Source organism: Nocardia sp. NPDC057227 (assembly GCF_042669725.1).
GTDB lineage: Bacteria > Actinomycetota > Actinomycetes > Mycobacteriales > Mycobacteriaceae > Nocardia > Nocardia asteroides_A.
This window is the reverse complement of sequence record NZ_JBHUXA010000007.1, coordinates 229,869-245,858: the sequence shown is the minus strand read 5'-3', so window position 1 is coordinate 245,858 and position 15,990 is coordinate 229,869. Positions and strand designations below refer to the sequence as shown.

General features: G+C 70.9%; 16 protein-coding genes. 13 read left to right on the top strand and 3 right to left on the bottom strand.

Annotated features, from left to right (window positions below; all coding sequences use genetic code 11):
* Positions 1-25: 25 nt before the first annotated feature.
* The 5 genes from ACFUJ1_RS13115 (at position 26) to ACFUJ1_RS13095 (ending at position 3,748) form a co-directional block, all read left to right on the top strand.
* Positions 26-898: a MetQ/NlpA family ABC transporter substrate-binding protein gene (locus ACFUJ1_RS13115; RefSeq protein ID WP_378645298.1), complete on the top strand. Its 873-nt coding sequence runs from the start codon at positions 26-28 to the stop codon at positions 896-898.
* Positions 895-1,902 carry a methionine ABC transporter ATP-binding protein gene (locus tag ACFUJ1_RS13110; protein WP_378645297.1) on the top strand — a complete coding sequence of 336 codons (1,008 nt, stop codon included), beginning with the start codon at positions 895-897 and terminating at the stop codon, positions 1,900-1,902. Before ACFUJ1_RS13115 ends, ACFUJ1_RS13110 begins: the two co-directional genes overlap by 4 nt.
* A gap of 7 nt (positions 1,903-1,909) precedes the next feature.
* Positions 1,910-2,572, top strand: coding sequence for a methionine ABC transporter permease (locus tag ACFUJ1_RS13105; protein WP_378645296.1), 663 nt, complete (start codon positions 1,910-1,912; stop codon positions 2,570-2,572).
* Positions 2,573-2,963: 391 nt separating this feature from the next.
* Entirely contained in the window at positions 2,964-3,332 is a 369-nt protein-coding gene (locus ACFUJ1_RS13100) for a hypothetical protein (protein WP_067657947.1), read from the top strand.
* Positions 3,329-3,748, top strand: coding sequence for a roadblock/LC7 domain-containing protein (locus tag ACFUJ1_RS13095; RefSeq protein WP_233017136.1), 420 nt, complete (start codon positions 3,329-3,331; stop codon positions 3,746-3,748). The genes ACFUJ1_RS13100 and ACFUJ1_RS13095 overlap by 4 nt, the downstream gene beginning before the upstream one ends.
* A gap of 16 nt (positions 3,749-3,764) precedes the next feature.
* On the opposite strand, the gene ACFUJ1_RS13090 is transcribed toward ACFUJ1_RS13095, so the two are convergent.
* The gene (locus tag ACFUJ1_RS13090; protein ID WP_378645295.1) at positions 3,765-4,421 is read right to left on the bottom strand and encodes a GntR family transcriptional regulator; all 657 of its coding nucleotides are present in this window, start codon (positions 4,419-4,421) and stop codon (positions 3,765-3,767) included.
* 68 nt (positions 4,422-4,489) lie between these two features.
* Between ACFUJ1_RS13090 and ACFUJ1_RS13085 the strand changes: the two genes are divergently transcribed.
* From ACFUJ1_RS13085 to ACFUJ1_RS13065, 5 genes are all read left to right on the top strand, one after another.
* On the top strand, positions 4,490-5,857 hold the full coding sequence (locus ACFUJ1_RS13085) for an LLM class flavin-dependent oxidoreductase (RefSeq protein ID WP_378645294.1): 1,368 nt from the start codon (positions 4,490-4,492) through the stop codon (positions 5,855-5,857).
* 21 nt (positions 5,858-5,878) lie between these two features.
* A complete protein-coding gene (locus ACFUJ1_RS13080; protein WP_378645353.1) occupies positions 5,879-7,063 on the top strand; it encodes a CaiB/BaiF CoA transferase family protein in 1,185 nt (394 codons plus the stop codon).
* Positions 7,064-7,089: 26 nt separating this feature from the next.
* Entirely contained in the window at positions 7,090-8,010 is a 921-nt protein-coding gene (locus ACFUJ1_RS13075; RefSeq protein ID WP_378645293.1) for an HpcH/HpaI aldolase/citrate lyase family protein, read from the top strand.
* A 129-nt stretch (positions 8,011-8,139) separates the two neighbouring features.
* Complete coding sequence (locus ACFUJ1_RS13070) at positions 8,140-9,174, top strand: fatty acid desaturase family protein (protein ID WP_378645352.1); 1,035 nt, start codon at positions 8,140-8,142, stop codon at positions 9,172-9,174.
* A 27-nt stretch (positions 9,175-9,201) separates the two neighbouring features.
* Positions 9,202-10,428 carry a cation:proton antiporter gene (locus ACFUJ1_RS13065; protein ID WP_378645292.1) on the top strand — a complete coding sequence of 409 codons (1,227 nt, stop codon included), beginning with the start codon at positions 9,202-9,204 and terminating at the stop codon, positions 10,426-10,428.
* Here the strand turns inward: ACFUJ1_RS13065 and ACFUJ1_RS13060 are convergent.
* A complete protein-coding gene (locus tag ACFUJ1_RS13060; protein WP_067657928.1) occupies positions 10,425-10,895 on the bottom strand; it encodes a hypothetical protein in 471 nt (156 codons plus the stop codon). The two genes, ACFUJ1_RS13065 and ACFUJ1_RS13060, sit on opposite strands and share 4 nt — an antisense overlap.
* 185 nt (positions 10,896-11,080) lie before the next feature.
* Here ACFUJ1_RS13060 and ACFUJ1_RS13055 point away from each other — a divergent pair, with 185 nt between their 5' ends.
* Genes ACFUJ1_RS13055 through ACFUJ1_RS13045 form a run of 3 tightly spaced genes read left to right on the top strand, consistent with a single transcriptional unit; the run spans position 11,081 to position 14,345 of the window.
* Entirely contained in the window at positions 11,081-11,527 is a 447-nt protein-coding gene (locus tag ACFUJ1_RS13055) for a helix-turn-helix transcriptional regulator (protein ID WP_233017143.1), read from the top strand.
* A gap of 5 nt (positions 11,528-11,532) precedes the next feature.
* A complete protein-coding gene (locus ACFUJ1_RS13050; protein WP_233017144.1) occupies positions 11,533-11,946 on the top strand; it encodes a VOC family protein in 414 nt (137 codons plus the stop codon).
* Between the two features lie 14 nt (positions 11,947-11,960).
* Positions 11,961-14,345 (top strand): ATP-binding cassette domain-containing protein, encoded by a 2,385-nt coding sequence (locus tag ACFUJ1_RS13045; RefSeq protein ID WP_378645291.1) that lies wholly within the window; start codon positions 11,961-11,963, stop codon positions 14,343-14,345.
* Here the strand turns inward: ACFUJ1_RS13045 and ACFUJ1_RS13040 are convergent.
* A complete protein-coding gene (locus tag ACFUJ1_RS13040) occupies positions 14,342-15,955 on the bottom strand; it encodes an FAD-dependent oxidoreductase (protein ID WP_378645290.1) in 1,614 nt (537 codons plus the stop codon). The genes ACFUJ1_RS13045 and ACFUJ1_RS13040 overlap by 4 nt on opposite strands.
* Between the last annotated feature and the right edge of the window lie 35 nt (positions 15,956-15,990).

The window sequence follows — 15,990 nt, the reverse complement described above, 5'->3', positions numbered from 1 at the left end:
CCGCACGAACGATTGGGAGCATGCGTTGCGAATCCTCCGGGCACTGACGATCCCCGCCCTGGCGGTGGCCACGGCCTTCACCCTCACCGCGTGCGGCGGCGGCGCCGACGGCTCCGGCGACGTGGTGCGGATCGGCACCACCGAGAGCGACAAGGCCTGGGACGTCTTCGAGCAGAAGGCGAAGGACCAGGGCATCACGCTGCAGATCCAGAACTACTCGGACTACTCGCAGCCCAATATCGCGCTGGCGCAGAAGCAGATCGACGTCAACCTCTTCCAGCACCTGCAGTTCCTCGGCCAGTACAACGTCGCCAACAACGCCGACCTGACCCCGATCGGCGCCACCCAGATCGTCCCGCTCGGGCTGTACTCGAAGAAGCACAAGGCGGTCGGCGACATCCCGCAGGGCGGCGAGGTCGCCATCCCGAACGACCCGTCCAACCAGGCCCGCGCGCTCTTCGTGCTGCAGGCCGCCGGGCTGGTCAAGCTCGCCTCGGACACCAGGGCGCCCTCCATCGCCGACGTCGACCGCAACGCCTCCAAGGTGAAGGTGACCCCGGTGGACGCCGCGCAGACCGCGCTCTCGCTGGCCTCGGTGGACGGCTCGATCATCAACAACACCTTCCTGGAGCGCTCCGGCGTCGACCCGAAGTCCGCGCTCGCCAAGGACGACCCGAACAGCCCCGGCGCCGAGCCGTACATCAACACCTTCGTGACCAGGGCCGAGGACAGGGACAACGAGAAGTACCTGAAGCTGGTCGAGATCTGGCACGACCCCGAGGTGCAGCAGGCACTCACCGAGTCGTCCAAGGGCACCTCGGTCGAGGTCAGGCGGGACGGCCCCGCGCTGCAGCAGATCCTGACGCGGGTGCAGCAGACCATCCGCGACGGGAAGTGAGCGAGCAGCCACCCGCCGTCGAATTCCGCAGGGTCGGCAAGGTCTTCCGCGCGGGCAAGCGGGAGCACGCCGCGCTGACCGATATCGACCTGCGCATCGAGCGCGGCGAGATCTTCGGCGTGATCGGCTACTCCGGCGCGGGCAAGAGCACGCTGGTGCGGCTGGTGAACGGCCTGGAGAAGCCGACGAGCGGCACCATCGAGATCGCGGGCACCCCGATCACCGGCGTCGCCGAGGCCGAGGTGCGCAGGCTGCGCCGCGATATCGGGATGATCTTCCAGCAGTTCAACCTCTTCCGCTCGCGCACCGCGGCGGGCAATGTCGAGTACCCGCTGAAGGTGGCCGGCTGGCCGCGCGCGAAGCGCAAGGCGCGGGTGGCCGAGCTGCTGGAGTTCGTCGGGCTCGCGGAGAAGGCCAAGAGCTACCCGGACCAGCTCTCCGGCGGGCAGAAGCAGCGCGTCGGGATCGCCAGGGCACTGGCCACCTCGCCCGCGCTGCTGCTCGCCGACGAGGCCACCTCCGCGCTGGACCCGGAGACCACCCGGGAGGTGCTGAAGCTGTTGCGCACCATCAACGCCGAGCTCGGCGTCACCATCGTGGTGATCACGCACGAGATGGACGTCATCCGCGCGGTCGCCGACCGGGTCGCGGTGCTCGCCGAGGGCCGGATCGTCGAGCTGGCGCGCACCTTCGACGTCTTCGCGGCACCGCGCTCGGCGCCCGCGCGGGCATTCGTGCAGACCGTGCTGCACAACCGCCCCGGCGACGGCGAGCTGCGCACCCTCGGTGCGCGGCACCCGGGCAGGCTGGTCACCGTCGACGTGGACGACGGGCGCGGGGTGGGGGAGGCGCTGGCCGCCGCCGTCCGGGCCGGGGTCCGGTTCGAGGTGGTCTACGGCGGGGTCGGGACGTTGCAGGACAAGACCTTCGGCAGCATCACGCTGGCACTGGACGGCCCCGACCCGGCCGTCGAATCGGTGATCGCCGAACTCGGACGACGCTAGGGACACCATGGAGACCGACTGGGAGCGGCTGCGGCCGCTGCTCACCGAGGCCATCGGCACCACCGTCTACCTGGTGCTGATCACCTTCGTGGTGGGCGGGCTGATCGGGCTGGTGCTCGGCACCGCGCTCTACACCACGCGCCGGGGCGGGCTGCTCGCCAACGCGCCGCTGCACTGGCTGCTGAACGTGCTGGTGAACGTGGTGCGGCCGATCCCGTTCATCATCCTGCTCGCCGCGCTCGGCCCGGTGACGCTGCAGGTGGTCGGGACCACCATCGGCACCGACGCGGCCGCCTTCGTGATGATCGTCGCCGCCTCCTTCGGGATCGCGCGGATCGTGGAGCAGAACCTGGTCACCGTCGACCCCGGCGTCATCGAGGCGGCGCGGGCGGTCGGCGCCGGGCCGCTGCGGATCATCCTGACGCTGCTCATCCCGGAGGCGCTCGGCCCGCTCGTGCTCGGCTACACCTTCGTGGTGATCGCCATCGTGGACATGTCGGCCATGGCGGGCACCGTCGGCGGCGGCGGGCTCGGCGATTTCGCGCTGGTGCAGGGATATCAGCGGTTCGACTGGGAAGTGACGCTGGTCGCCACCCTGCTCATCATCGCCGGGGTGCAGGGCATCCAATTTTTCGGCAACTGGCTGGCTCGCCGCGTGCTACGCCGCTGAGCTTTGTGATCGGCGTCACGTTCTGCGCCGAGATTCACCGTCTTCGCAATTTTCGAAAACCGATTGACCTGCGCCGATGAACCCCCAGGTAGGCGGGTTGGCACGGTTGCGGGATGACCCCGGCATCACGGGCTCCGAACTAATTAAAAGGACATATTTCAGACCGTACGTCAAGTTTTTGGGCTATCGACCAACCTGAGGGACGTTGCTAAGCTGTCGCTGCTCACGAGAACCGACCGGTTTTCCGAGTTTCTGCCACAAAACATGACGCCGACCTGGAGACGCGTTCATAGCCATGATCGATGACGAGCGCGCCTTCCGGGCGGTACCGAGAATGTCCCATCGGCGGCCGGAGATGACGCGGGCGCAGGGATTCAGGAGTGCACCAGATATGAAGCTCGACGACGCCCTGCGGGACGGCATGAGCGTGGACGGCGCCATCGGCATCGCCCTCGTCGATATGCGCAGCGGGATGCTGCTGGGTAAGCAGGGCGGTAACCAGCTCTTCGACCTGGAGATGGCGGGCGCGCTGAACACCGAGGTGCTACGCGCCAAGCTGCGCGCGGTCGAGGCGCTGCAGCTCGGCGACAGCGTCCAGGACATCCTGGTCACCCTCGGGGCGCAGTACCACCTGATCATGCCGCTGATCCGGAACGACGGCGAGGAGCTCTTCCTCTACCTCGCGCTGGACAAGGCGCGCGGCAATCTGGCGCTGGCCCGCCACCAGCTGCGCCGGATCGAGCAGGCGATCCGGCTGTGAGCCGGGCGTTCGACCGGCACGCGATCGCCCTCGGCGACCCCCGTGCCGTCGGAGTGCTGCTGCAGCGCGCCTGCGAGGAGATCGCCGACGTCGAGCACGCCGTGATGACCAGCCGGGACGGGCTCGTCATCGCCGCCGACGATGTCTCGGGGACGATGGCGGACGGTGACTCGATCGCCATGCGCAGCTCGGCCATGGCCGCCGCGGCCATCGGCATCGGTGACCACTTCACCAACCTGGTGACCCAGGGCAGGCTGCAATCCGCGGTCTTCGAGGCCGATCGCGGCTGCGTCGGGGTCTTCCCGCTCAGCTCGTCGCTGCTCCTGGTGGTCACCAGCGCGCCGACGGTCAACCTGGGCCGCTTCAACGCCGCCGCCAAGCGGGTGCTCGGCATCCTGCAGGCCCCCGCTGCCTGACGCCGGCCTGCCGCGTTCAGCCGTCGGCGGCCACGTTCTCCAGCCACGCCGCCAGCGAGATCCCCGCCTCCAGCACGTGCCGCTCGGCGATCCGCCGCGCGGCGTCGGCGTCCCGCGCCTCCAGCGCGTCGAGCAGTTCGTCGTGCTCGTGCAGCGAGTGCTTCTCGTGATCGGGGAAGAGCCGCAGGAAGTTGGTCGGCACCACCCGGGACGCCTGCTTGATCTGGGTGAGCAGCCGGGGGGAGTGCGCGGCCCGGTGGATGGCCTGGTGGAACTTCCAGTTCGCCTCGCCGATGCCGTCGTCGCCGGAGCGCGCCGCCACCGCGGCGGCGAGTTCGCGCAGCCGGGTCAGCTCGGCGTCGGTGCTGCGCTCGGCGGCCCAGGCCGCCGCCTGGCCGGTGAGCACGCCGAGCAGGGTGAAGCTGTCCCGCACGTCGTCCGCGCCGATCCCGATCACGGTGATCCCGCTGCGCGGCGCCACCCGGACCAGCCCCTCGAAGGAGAGCTCCAGCAGCGCCTCGCGCACGGGCGTGCGGGAGGTGGCGAACTCCTCGGTGATGGCGTCCAGGTCGATGCGCGACCCCGGTGCCATGGCCCCGGTGAGGATGCGGTCACGCAGTTCCCGTGCCGCCCGTTCCCGCACGGTGCCCGCGATGTCGACGCTTCCTGCCATGTGCCGGAGTCTAGCAACGAACGCATGTAAGGGTTGGCATCTGATATATCAGATGTTAAATTCCCTGCATGACGACACGACGAGACGACCGGATGACGCTGGTCGCATTCATGCAGGCGGGCAGTACCTCGGTCTACTCGGGGTCGTGGCGGCACCCGGCCACCGAGCACGGATACCTGGACGCGTCCTACTACGCCAAGGTCGGCAGGCAGCTCGAGGAAGGCTGCTTCGACCTCATGTTCTTCGACGACCGGCTGGCCATGCCCGGCATCTACGGCGGCTCGGTGGCCGAGGCGGTGCGCTACGGCGCCCGCCCGGTGAAGCTGGACCTGAGCGTCGTGCTCGGCGTGCTGGCCCAGGCCACCTCGAAGATCGGGCTCGGCGCCACCTACTCCACCACCTACTACCCGCCGTTCCACGTGGCCCGCACCTTCGCCACGCTGGACCACCTCTCCGGCGGCCGGGCCGCCTGGAACGTGGTGACCTCGGTGAACGACAGCGAGGCGCAGAACTTCGGCGTCGACGCGCACCTCGGCCACGACGAGCGCTACGACCGCGCCGACGAGTTCCTCGAGGTGGTCGCCGGGCTCTGGGACACCTGGGAGGAGGGCGCGCTGCTGCACGACCGCACCGGCGACTTCGCCGACCCGGCCAAGGTGCACGAGCTGAACCACAGCGGCCGCTTCTTCTCCGCCCGCGGCCCGCTCACCGTGCCGCGCACCCCGCAGGGGCGCCCGGTGGTGATCCAGGCCGGCTCGTCGGGGCGCGGCCGCGAGTTCGCCTCGCGCTGGGCCGAGCTGATCTTCACCGGCGACCCCGGGCTGGATGTCGCCAAGTCGCACTACGCCGACCAGAAGGCGCGGATCGACGCGGCCGGGCGGGACCCGCGCTCGGTCAAGATCTGTCCCATGGCCTACGCCGTGGTCGGCGAGACGGAGTCGCACGCCCGCGAGCGCGAGGAGATGCTGCTGCACGAGCTGGTGCACCCGATGGCCTCGCTCACGCTGCTCTCGGAGCTGATGAACTACGACTTCTCGAAGCACGGCATCGACGACCCGGTCACCGACGAGCTGATCGCCTCGGTCTCCGGCATCCGCGGCCTGGTGCAGAACCTGCGCGAGCACCTCGGCCGCACGGTCACGCTGCGCGACCTGGCCGGGCACCGGGCCACGCTGCTGCAGGGGCCGCGCTTCGTCGGCACCGGCGTGCAGGTGGCCGAGCAGATGGCGGAGTGGTTCCACGGCGACGCCTGCGACGGCTTCGTGCTCGCCGCCACACACATGCCGGGCGCCTTCGAGGACGTCACCCGGATGGTGGTGCCGCACCTGCAGCGCGCCGGGCTCTTCCGGACCAAGTACGAGGGCAGCACGCTGCGCGAGCACCTCGGGCTGCCGGTGCCGAACTCGTCCCGCTCGGTCGCCGGAACGAGCGCGTAGATGACCGCGGCGGGCCGTCCCATGCTGGACGGCATCCGGGTACTCGACATGGCCACGCTGGCCGCGGCGCCGCTGGCCGCCACCTACCTGGGCGAATTCGGCGCCGAGGTGATCAAGGTGGAGCAGCCGAAGGGCGGCGACCCGATCCGCTCGTGGGGGCACCAGCGCGACGGCGTCGGGCTCATGTGGAAGTCGGTGTCGCGGAACAAGAAGTCGGTCACCCTCGACCTGCGGGTGGCCGAGGGGCAGGCGCTGCTGCGGCAGCTGGCCAGACACGCCGACGTGGTGGTCGCGAACACCAGGGTGCGCACGCTGGAGCGCTGGGGGCTCGACTACGAGAGCCTGCGCGCGGAGAACCCGAAGATCATCATGCTGCACATCACCGGCTTCGGGCTCACCGGCCCGAAGAGCGAGCGCCCCGGCTTCGGCACGCTCGGCGAGGCCATGAGCGGGTTCGCGCACCTCACCGGCGAGGCGGCCGGGCCGCCGACGCTGCCGCCGTTCATGCTGGCCGACGGCGTTGCCTCGCTGAACGCGGCCTACGCGGTGGCGATGGCGCTCTACCACCGGGACGTGCACGACGGGCCGGGGCAGCTCATCGACATCAACCTCATCGACCCGCTGGCCCGGCTGCTGGAGCAGACCCTGCTCTCCTACGACCAGCTCGGGCTGATCCCCGAGCGGGCCGGGAACCGCTGGGACATCTCGGCGCCGCGCAACACCTACCGCACCTCGGACGACCGCTGGCTCGCCATGTCCGGCAGCTCGCCCGCGCTGGCGCTGCGGGTGTTCCGCGCCATCGGCCGCGACGACCTGGTGGCCGACGCCGACTTCTCCGACCCGCAGCGCAGGCTCGCCAGGGCCGCCGAGGTGGACGAGGCGGTGGCGGCCTGGGTCTCGACCCACACGCTCGCCGAGGCCATGTCGGTCTTCGACGAGTTCGAGGTGGCCGCCGCCCCGATCTACGACATCGCCGACCTGGTGACCGACGACCAGATGAAGCACCGCGAGGTCTTCGTCCCGGTCGAGGATCCCGAGCTCGGCACCGTGACGGTGCAGGCGCCGGTCGCGCGGTTCTCCGGAACCCGCGGCGAGGTCGCCCACCTCGGGCCCCGGCTCGGCGAGCACAATGCCGCCGTCTACGGCGAGCTGCTCGGGCTCGGCGACGCCGAGCTGGCCGAGCTGCGCGCCCGCGGCGTGCTCTGACTCTCCTACGAAGGGAACTTTTTCCGATGACGAAGCTGCTCCGCCGCTCGGAGCTGGCGCTGCCCGCCTGCAACGACCACATGTTCGCCAAGGCCGTCACGCTCGGCGCCGACCTGGTCTTCCTCGACCTGGAGGACGCCACCCCGGTGAGCCTCAAGGAGGGGTCGCGGGAGAAGGCGATCACCGCGCTCAACGAGCTGGACTGGGGACGCACCGCGCGCGCCATCCGGATCAACGGGCTGGACACCGAGTGGTGCCACGACGACATCATCGAGGTCGTCACCAGGGCCGGGCGCAACCTGGACACCATCGTGGTGCCCAAGGCCAAGACCGCCGCGGACGTCTGGTGGGTGGATGTCCTGCTCACCCAGCTGGAGCTGAAACTGGGGCTGGAGCGGCAGATCCGGCTCGAGGTGCTGATCGAGGAGGTCGAGGGGCTGGCCAACGCGGAGGCCATCGCCACCGCGAGCCCGCGGGTGGACGCCATCATCTTCGGCGTCGGCGACTTCTCGCTCTCCCAGGGCGCCCGGGTGGACACCAACTTCGAGCCGCTCGGCGACTACCCCGGCGACTTCTGGCACTACGCGCGGGCCAAGGTCATCGTCGCGGCGCGGATCGCGGGCATCGACGCCATCGACGCCCCCTTCCCGGACTACGGCAACACCGAGGGGTACGAGCGCGACGCCAAGCGCGCCTCGCTGCTCGGCTACACCGGCAAGTGGGCCATCCACCCGGTGCAGGTGCCGATCGCCAACACCGTCTACTCGCCGACGCCGGAGGAGATCGCGCTGGCCGAGCGGAACATGAAGGCCTACCGGGAGGCCGAGGCGGCGGGCCGCGGCGCGGTCGGCGTCGGCGGCGTCCTGGTGGACGCGGCGCACGTCAAGATGGCCGAACAGGTGCTGGCCCGGGTCGCGTTGATCGAGGGTGCCGAGCCGCAGCGGTGAGGTGACCGGTAGCGCGCTATTGTTCATGTACCGGTCGCCGGTTCGTGGCCGCGTGACACCCCGCCGGGCAGATCGCTGTCGTTCCCTGGCGCATGAACGGCCGAGGGACGACGGCGAGAGCGGGACGTGATGCGACCGGTGGCGGAGAAACGGGCCGATGCGGCCCGCGGCAGTGAGTTCGCGGTGCTGCTGCGCCGGGTGCGCGATGCCGGGTTGCTGGAACCGGCTGTGCCGCAGTACATCACCTACACCGCGGTGACCGTCGGGTTGCTGCTCGGGTGCTACGCGCTGCTGATCGGGCTCGGCGACTCGTGGTGGACGCTGGGGATCGCCGTCGCGCTCGCGGCGCTCTTCGCGCAGTTCGCCTTCCTCGGCCACGACGCCGGGCACAAGCAGATCTTCGCGAGCCGCAAGGCCAACCACGTCTACGGCGCGCTCGTCGGCAACCTGCTGATCGGGGTGAGCATCGGCTGGTGGACCAGCAACCACAACAAGCACCACGCGCACCCGAACACCGAGGACGCCGACCCGGACATCATGGGCATCCTGGCGCACTCCGGCGCCCGCGCCCGGATGGCGAGCGGGGTGAAGCGCCTCGTGGTGCGGCACCAGGGGGTGCTGTTCTTCCCCATGCTCACCCTCGAGGGGCTGAGCCTGCGGATCTCCAGCTGGCGCGGGGTGCTGCGCTGGCCGATCCCGAACCGGGGCTGGGAGGCGGCGCTGCTCGCGAGCCACGCGCTCGGCTACCTGCTGCTGGTGTTCCTGGTGCTCTCGCCGGTGAAGGCGCTGGTCTTCATCGCGGTGCACCAGGCGCTCTTCGGGCTCTACATGGGCACCACCTTCGCGCCGAACCACAAGGGCATGGCGGTGCTCTCCGCCGACGACACCACCGGCCACCTGCGCAAGCAGGTGCTCACCTCGCGCAACGTGCTCGGCGGGCGGCTGCTCGACACCGCCTTCGGCGGGCTCAACTACCAGGTGGAGCACCACCTCTTCCCGTCCATGCCGCGGCCGCACCTGCGCCGGGCGCAGCCCATGGTCGCCGCGTACTGCGCCGAGATCGGGCTGCCCTACCGGGCCACCGGCTTCGTCGCCTCGTACCGCGAGGCGCTCGGGCACCTGCACACCGTCGGCAAGGAGGCCGGGCGCGCCCCGAGCGCGTAGCCGGGGGCCGGGGCAGAATCACACCCCATGGTCCTGGTGCTGGTGGTCTTCACCGGCGTCGTCGTGCTGTGGTCGCTGAGCGCCACGCTGCTGCGGCGCGGGCTGATCCACGCCCCGCTCGCCATGGTCGCCGCCGGCGCGGTGTTCGGGACCTTCTCCTCGACCGATGTCGCGCCCTTCCTGAACAGCGAGGTGGCGCTGCACGCCGCCGAGATCATCCTGGCGGTGCTGCTCTTCGTCGACGCCACCGAGGTGCGCGGCGGGATCTTCGGCGGTGAGCCGCGGGCGGCGGCGCGGCTGCTCTTCCTGGCGCTGCCGCTGAGCATCGGGCTCGCGGTGCTCGCCGGGTGGTTGCTGATCCCCGAGGTCTCGGCGGCGGTGCTGGTGCTGATCGCCTGCATCGTGGTGCCGATCGACTTCGCGCCCGCCGCCGAGATCGTGCGGGAGCGTGGGATCCCGGCCCGGGTGCGGCACCTCATCGCGGTGGAGAGCGGGTACAACGACGGCATCGTCGCCCCGGTCTTCGCCTTCGCGCTGACGCTGGCGTCCGGGACCGGTGCGGAGGCGACCCCGCTGGCGGCGCTGCGCGACGCGATCCCGGCCTTCGGCACGGCGGTCGCCGTCGGGCTGGTGCTCGGCGGGGTCACCGCGTGGGCCGGGACGCGGGCGCACCTGCGCGGGCTCACCGACCCGCAGGCGTTCCGGATCGGGCTGGTCGCGCTACCCCTGCTCGCCTACGGCGCCGCGGTGGCCTGGCACGCCAACGGCTTCGTCGCCGCCTTCGCCTGCGGGCTCGCCTTCAAGGCGGTGCGCTCCCGCGACGCCGTGCGGATGCTGCGGCGGCGCCCGGCCGAGCGCGAGCTCGGGCTGATCGACGACGTGAGCCTGGTGGCCGGGCTGATCCTGTGGTTCGCCTTCGGCGCGAGCTTCGTCATCGTCTTCGGCGCCGCCCCGCTGCTGGACTGGGGGCTCGTCCTCTTCGCCGTGCTCGCGCTGACCGTGATCCGCCTCGGCCCGGTCCTGCTCGCCCTGCTCGGCTCCCCGCTCCCGCACCGGGAGCGGCTACTCGTGGGCGCGCTCGGCCCGCGCGGCACCGCCACCATCGTCTTCGGCCTGCTCGCCTACAACGCCCTCGACGACGACCTGGGCGGCTACGCCCTCACCGTGACCGGCGTAACCGTCCTGATCAGCGTCGTAGTGCACGGCATAGGCGCCCCACTACTGACTCGAGCCCGCCGCACGGGAAAGACCTAAGCGGTGCCCTCGACGTCGGGTGCCGAGCGGAGGCGGGAGGTGAGGACCGGGACGGCGTTGTCGCCGTAGCGGTGCCGCGTCGAGGCATCGCCGCCCTGGGAGGGGGCGAACTGGGTGACGGCCAGCTGCTCGAGCACGCAGATGAGCAATAAATGCCTGGTCCGCTCGACGTGGTGGTACTCGGTACCACCCTGCTCCCGGTTCTGCGGCAGCGCGGGCGGCACGAACTCGGTGAGGGTCCAGAAGAGCTCGGGGCCCATCATGGTCGAGTCCCCGCTGGAGCGGTCGAACCACCGGCTGGAGTACTCGATGAGCACCCGCGCCAATTGCCCGGCGTGCGGGAGCGCTTCGGTGAAGTCGGCCAGGGCCTGCCGACTGTCGGTGCTGCCCTGGATCACGACGGCGATGCGGCCGGCGACCTCGCGCAGCAGGGGGAGGTCCTGATCGGGCCACGTGGAAAGAGTCATTCGATAACGTCCTAGCTCTGAAACACCGACCTCGACGGTAACGATTCGGTTGCGTGAGCACCAGTCGTGATGTGATCCCTTGGTGCATATCCGGGCGGTTTCCGGCCGGTTCTGTGACAGCCCACAATGGCCGCCCCCACTTCCCGGTGCTGGGCAAGCGCCCGCTGACGTGGCACGATGCACCCGTGGGCACCCGAGGCGAGGACCAGCGGCTGCGCGATCTCGCGCTGCTGCGCCGGGTGCGCGATCGCATCGATCGGGAGTACGAGCGGCCGCTCGACGTCGAGGCGCTCGCGCGCGGCGTGCACCTGTCGGCCGGGCACCTGAGCCGGGCGTTCCGCCAGGCGTACGGGGAGTCGCCCTACTCGTACCTGATGACCAGGCGGATCGAGCGCGCGATGGCGCTGCTGCGCCGCGGCGACCTGAGCGTCACCGAGGTCTGCTTCGCGGTCGGCTGCTCCTCGCTCGGCACCTTCAGCACCCGGTTCACCGAGCTGGTCGGGGTGCCGCCGAGCGTCTATCGCAGGGAGGCAGCGGACGCGACCGCCGGCATGCCGTCCTGCGTGGCCAAGCGGGTCACCCGACCGGTCAGGAATCGAGAAGCGCCGGTCCCCGCTGCCCCTCTAGCGTGAACCGCATGACCATCACCATCCACTCGAGCTTCCTGCCGCACACCGATCCGGAGGCCTCGCTCGCCTTCTACCGGGACACGCTCGGCTTCGAGGTGCGCAACGACGTCGGCTACAACGGCCTGCGCTGGATCACGGTCGGCCCGGCCGAGCACCCCGGCATCAATATCGTGCTCTACCCGCCGGGGGCCGACCCCGGCGTCACCGAGGACGAGAAGCGCACCATCGCCGAGATGATGGCGAAGGGCACCTACGCCAGCGTGCTGCTCGCCACCGAGGACCTGGACGGCGCCTTCGCGAAGGTGTCGGCGACGGACGAGATCGAGATCGTGCAGGAGCCGACCGAGCAGCCGTACGGCGTGCGCGACTGCGCCGTTCGCGACCCGGCGGGCAATATGGTCCGCATCCAGCAGCTGCGCTGACCCAGGGAGAAACGATGAGCACGGCCACCACCTCGGCCACGACCGCGCACGCCGCCGACACCCACGACCTGATCCGGGTCAGGGGGGCGCGGGAGAACAACCTGAAGGACGTCAGCGTCGAGATCCCGAAGCGCAGGCTGACGGTCTTCACCGGCGTCTCCGGCTCCGGCAAGAGCTCGCTGGTCTTCGGCACCATCGCGGCCGAGTCGCAGCGCATGATCAACGAGACCTACAGCGCCTTCGTGCAGGGCTTCATGCCGAACCTGGCGCGCCCGGACGTGGACGTGCTGGAGGGGCTGACCACCGCCATCATCGTCGACCAGGAGCGGATGGGCGCCAACGCGCGCTCCACCGTCGGCACCGCGACCGACGCCAACGCGATGCTGCGCATCCTGTTCAGCAGGCTCGGGCAGCCGCACATCGGCAGCTCGCAGGCGTTCTCCTTCAATGTCGCCTCGATCAGCGGCGCCGGCGCGGTGACGGTGACCAAGGCGGGCGGCCAGGAGGTGCGCGAGCGCCGCGAGTTCAGCGTCACCGGCGGCATGTGCCCGCGCTGCGAGGGCATGGGCAACGTCTCCGACTTCGACCTGACCCAGCTCTACGACGACAGCAAGTCGCTGGCCGACGGCGCGCTCACCATCCCCGGCTACAGCATGGACGGCTGGTACGGCCGGATCTTCATGGGCTCGGGGTTCCTGGACGCGGACAAGCCGATCCGCAAGTACACCAAGCGCGAGCTGAACGACCTGCTCTACAAGGAGCCGGTGCGGATCAAGGTGGACGGCATCAACGTCACCTACGAGGGGCTGATCCCGAAGATCCAGAAGTCGTTCCTGTCCAAGGACCGCGAGGCCATGCAGCCGCACATCCGCGCCTTCGTGGACCGGGCGATCACCTTCAGCGCCTGTCCCGACTGCGGCGGCACCCGGCTGAGCGCGGCGGCGCGGTCGTCGAAGATCGGCGGCGTCAGCATCGCCGACGCCTGCGCCATGCAGATCAGCGACCTGGCCGAGTGGGTGGGCGGGCTGGACGACCGCTCGGTGGCCCCGCTGCTGGAGACGCTGCGGCAGACCCTGGACGGCTTCGTCGAGATCGGGCTCGGCTACCTCTCGCTGGACCGCTCCTCCGGCACGCTCTCCGGCGGCGAGGCCCAGCGCACCAAGATGATCCGGCACCTCGGCTCCGCGCTCACCGACGTCACCTACGTCTTCGACGAGCCGACCATCGGGCTGCACCCGCACGACATCCAGCGCATGAACGAGCTCCTGCTCCGACTGCGGGACAAGGGCAACACCGTGCTCGTGGTCGAGCACAAGCCGGAGACCATCGTGATCGCCGACCACGTGGTCGACCTCGGTCCCGGCGCGGGCACCGAGGGCGGCACCGTCTGCTTCGAGGGCGACATCGCCGGGCTGCGCGGATCGGACACCCGCACCGGCAAGCACCTCGGCTACCGGGCCGAGCTGAACGATTCGGTACGGAAGTCGACCGGGGCGCTGGAGATCCGCGGCGCGAAGCAGAACAACCTGCGCGGCGTCGACGTCGACGTGCCGACCGGCGTGCTCACCGTGGTCACCGGCGTGGCCGGGTCAGGCAAGAGCTCGCTGATCCACGGCAACCTGGCCCGCCGCGAGGGCGTCGTCGTGGTCGACCAGACCGCGATCAAGGGCTCCCGCCGCTCCAACCCCGCCACCTACACCGGGCTGCTCGACCCCATCCGCAAGGCCTTCTCCAAGGCCAACGGCGTGAAACCGGCGCTCTTCAGCGCGAACTCGGAGGGCGCCTGCCCCACCTGCAACGGCGCGGGCGTGATCTACACCGACCTGGCCATGATGGCCGGCGTCGCCACCACCTGCGAGACCTGCGAGGGCAAGCGCTTCATGGCCGAGGTGCTGGAGTACAAGCTCGGCGGCCGCGACATCAGCGAGGTGCTCGGCATGTCGGTCGCCGAGGCCGAGCGGTTCTTCGCCGACGGCGACGCCCGCACCCCCGCCGCGCACAAGATCCTGGACCGCCTCGCCGACGTCGGGCTCGGCTACCTGAAGCTCGGCCAGCCGCTCACCACGCTCTCCGGCGGCGAGCGCCAGCGGCTCAAGCTCGCCACGCACATGTCCGAGAAGGGCGGCGTCTACGTCCTGGACGAGCCGACCACCGGCCTGCACCTGGCCGACGTGGACCAGCTGCTCGGGCTGCTCGACCGGCTGGTCGACTCCGGGAAGACGGTCATCGTGATCGAGCACCACCAGGCCGTGATGGCGCACGCCGACTGGATCATCGACCTGGGGCCGGGGGCCGGGCACGACGGCGGGCTCGTGGTGTTCGAGGGGACGCCGGCGGAGCTGGTGGCGGACCGGAAGACGCTGACCGGGACGCACCTCGCGGAGTACGTGGGCGCCTAACGCCCGCGGGCGGTGGCCAGCAGCTCCGCGACGCTCGCGATCTTCACCCGCGGGCGTCCGGCCGCCGCGCCGCGGGTGCGCTCGGCCTGGTCCAGGATCTGCCAGCCGGCCCGGTCGACGACGTCCGGGTTGCGCTCCCGGATGAGCTCGGCGAAGGTCTCGCGGTCGGCGGTGGGGGTGCTGAGGCTGCCCGCGGTGAAGTCGTCGAGCAGGGCGCGGACGGTCTCGGCGGCGTCGGCGCGGTTCGAGCCGATCACGCCGCGCGGGCCGCGCTTGATCCAGCCGCTCACGTAGACGCCGGGGGCGACCCGCCCGCCGTCGTTGGGGACGATGCCGGCGGCCTCGTCGAAGGGCAGCCCGTGGACGGGTCTGCCGCGGTAGCCGATGGCGCGCAGCACGAGTGCCGTGTCGAAGGTTTCCCGCTGGTCGGTGACCCGGGTGCCGCCGTCGAGCTGCTCGGTGCGGGCGGTGGTGAGGGTTTCGACGCGGCCCGTGCCGCCGAGTTCGATCGGCGCGGAGTGGAAGGCGAAGCGGATGCGGCGGTTGCCATCGGTGCGCGGCTGCTCGGCGTACTCGCGGGCCAGGCGGAGTTTCCACGCCGGGGCGTGGCCGTCGGCGGTGAGGCCGGCGAGGTCGGCCGGGTCGATCACCACGTCGACGCCGGGGAGGTGGCGCAGCGCGAGGAACTCGGCGGCGGTGTAGGCGGCGTCGAGCGGGCCCCGCCTGGCGAGCACGGTGACCTCGCGGATGCCGCTGTGCCGCAGCGCCGCCAGGGCGTGGTCGGCGATGTCGGTGCGGGCCAGGTACTCCGGGCCGGCGGTGAGCACCCGGGCGATGTCCAGCGCGACGTTGCCGTTGCCGACCACGACGGCGCGCCCGCCGGAGAGGTCGAAGGTGTGCCCGGCGTGGTCGGGGTGGCCGTTGTACCAGGCCACGAAGTCGGTGCCCGCGTGGCTGCCTGGCAGCTCCTCGCCGGGGATGCCGAGCCTGCGGTCGGCGCTCGCGCCGACCGCGTAGAGCACGGCGTGGCAATTGGCCAGCAGGTCGTCGTGGGTGAGGTGGGTGCCGATCTCGGTGTTGAGGTGCATGCGCAGCGCGTCGCGCTTGAAGGCGGCGGTGAACATGTCGGCGACGCCGCGGGTCTCGCTGTGGTCGGGGGCGACGCCGTAGCGGACCAGCCCCCACGGGGTCGGCAGCCGGTCGAACATCTCGACCTCGACCCGGCCGGTGCCGAGCAGGTGCTCGGCGGCGTAGCAGGCGGCCGGGCCGGTGCCGACGATCGCCACCCGCAGCGGCTCCCGGTCCCGTGGCAGCCGCCGCTGCGGGGCGGGCGCGGTGACGTCGGCTTCGAGCGGGTGCCGCTGGAAGTACCCGGCGTTGATCTCCGGGTAGCGGGCCAGCGCGGGCGGCAGGTCCTCCTCCGCGTAGACCGCGCCGACCGGGCAGGCCTCGAAGCAGGCGCCGCAGTCGATGCAGGTGTCCGGGTCGATGTAGAGCATCTCGGCGGTCGCGAACTCGGGGTCGTCGGGCCGCGGCCGGATGCAGTCGACCGGGCACTCGCTGACGCAGCTCGCGTCGTTGCAGCAGCGCTGGGTGATGACGTAGGCCATCGATGGCCCCCTCTCCGGCGTCCTGGACAGCTTGA

Excerpts from the sequence above, each read along its gene's own strand:
- ACFUJ1_RS13105 (WP_378645296.1), top strand. The coding sequence starts at position 1,910 with ATGGAGACCGACTGGGAGCGGCTGCGGCCGCTGCTCACCGAGGCCATC.
- ACFUJ1_RS13100 (WP_067657947.1), top strand. The coding sequence starts at position 2,964 with ATGAAGCTCGACGACGCCCTGCGGGACGGCATGAGCGTGGACGGCGCC.
- ACFUJ1_RS13090 (WP_378645295.1), bottom strand. The coding sequence starts at position 4,421 with ATGGCAGGAAGCGTCGACATCGCGGGCACCGTGCGGGAACGGGCGGCA.
- ACFUJ1_RS13085 (WP_378645294.1), top strand. The coding sequence starts at position 4,490 with ATGACGACACGACGAGACGACCGGATGACGCTGGTCGCATTCATGCAG.
- ACFUJ1_RS13080 (WP_378645353.1), top strand. The coding sequence starts at position 5,879 with ATGCTGGACGGCATCCGGGTACTCGACATGGCCACGCTGGCCGCGGCG.
- ACFUJ1_RS13075 (WP_378645293.1), top strand. The coding sequence starts at position 7,090 with ATGACGAAGCTGCTCCGCCGCTCGGAGCTGGCGCTGCCCGCCTGCAAC.
- ACFUJ1_RS13070 (WP_378645352.1), top strand. The coding sequence starts at position 8,140 with ATGCGACCGGTGGCGGAGAAACGGGCCGATGCGGCCCGCGGCAGTGAG.
- ACFUJ1_RS13065 (WP_378645292.1), top strand. The coding sequence starts at position 9,202 with ATGGTCCTGGTGCTGGTGGTCTTCACCGGCGTCGTCGTGCTGTGGTCG.
- ACFUJ1_RS13060 (WP_067657928.1), bottom strand. The coding sequence starts at position 10,895 with ATGACTCTTTCCACGTGGCCCGATCAGGACCTCCCCCTGCTGCGCGAG.
- ACFUJ1_RS13050 (WP_233017144.1), top strand. The coding sequence starts at position 11,533 with ATGACCATCACCATCCACTCGAGCTTCCTGCCGCACACCGATCCGGAG.
- ACFUJ1_RS13045 (WP_378645291.1), top strand. The coding sequence starts at position 11,961 with ATGAGCACGGCCACCACCTCGGCCACGACCGCGCACGCCGCCGACACC.
- ACFUJ1_RS13040 (WP_378645290.1), bottom strand. The coding sequence starts at position 15,955 with ATGGCCTACGTCATCACCCAGCGCTGCTGCAACGACGCGAGCTGCGTC.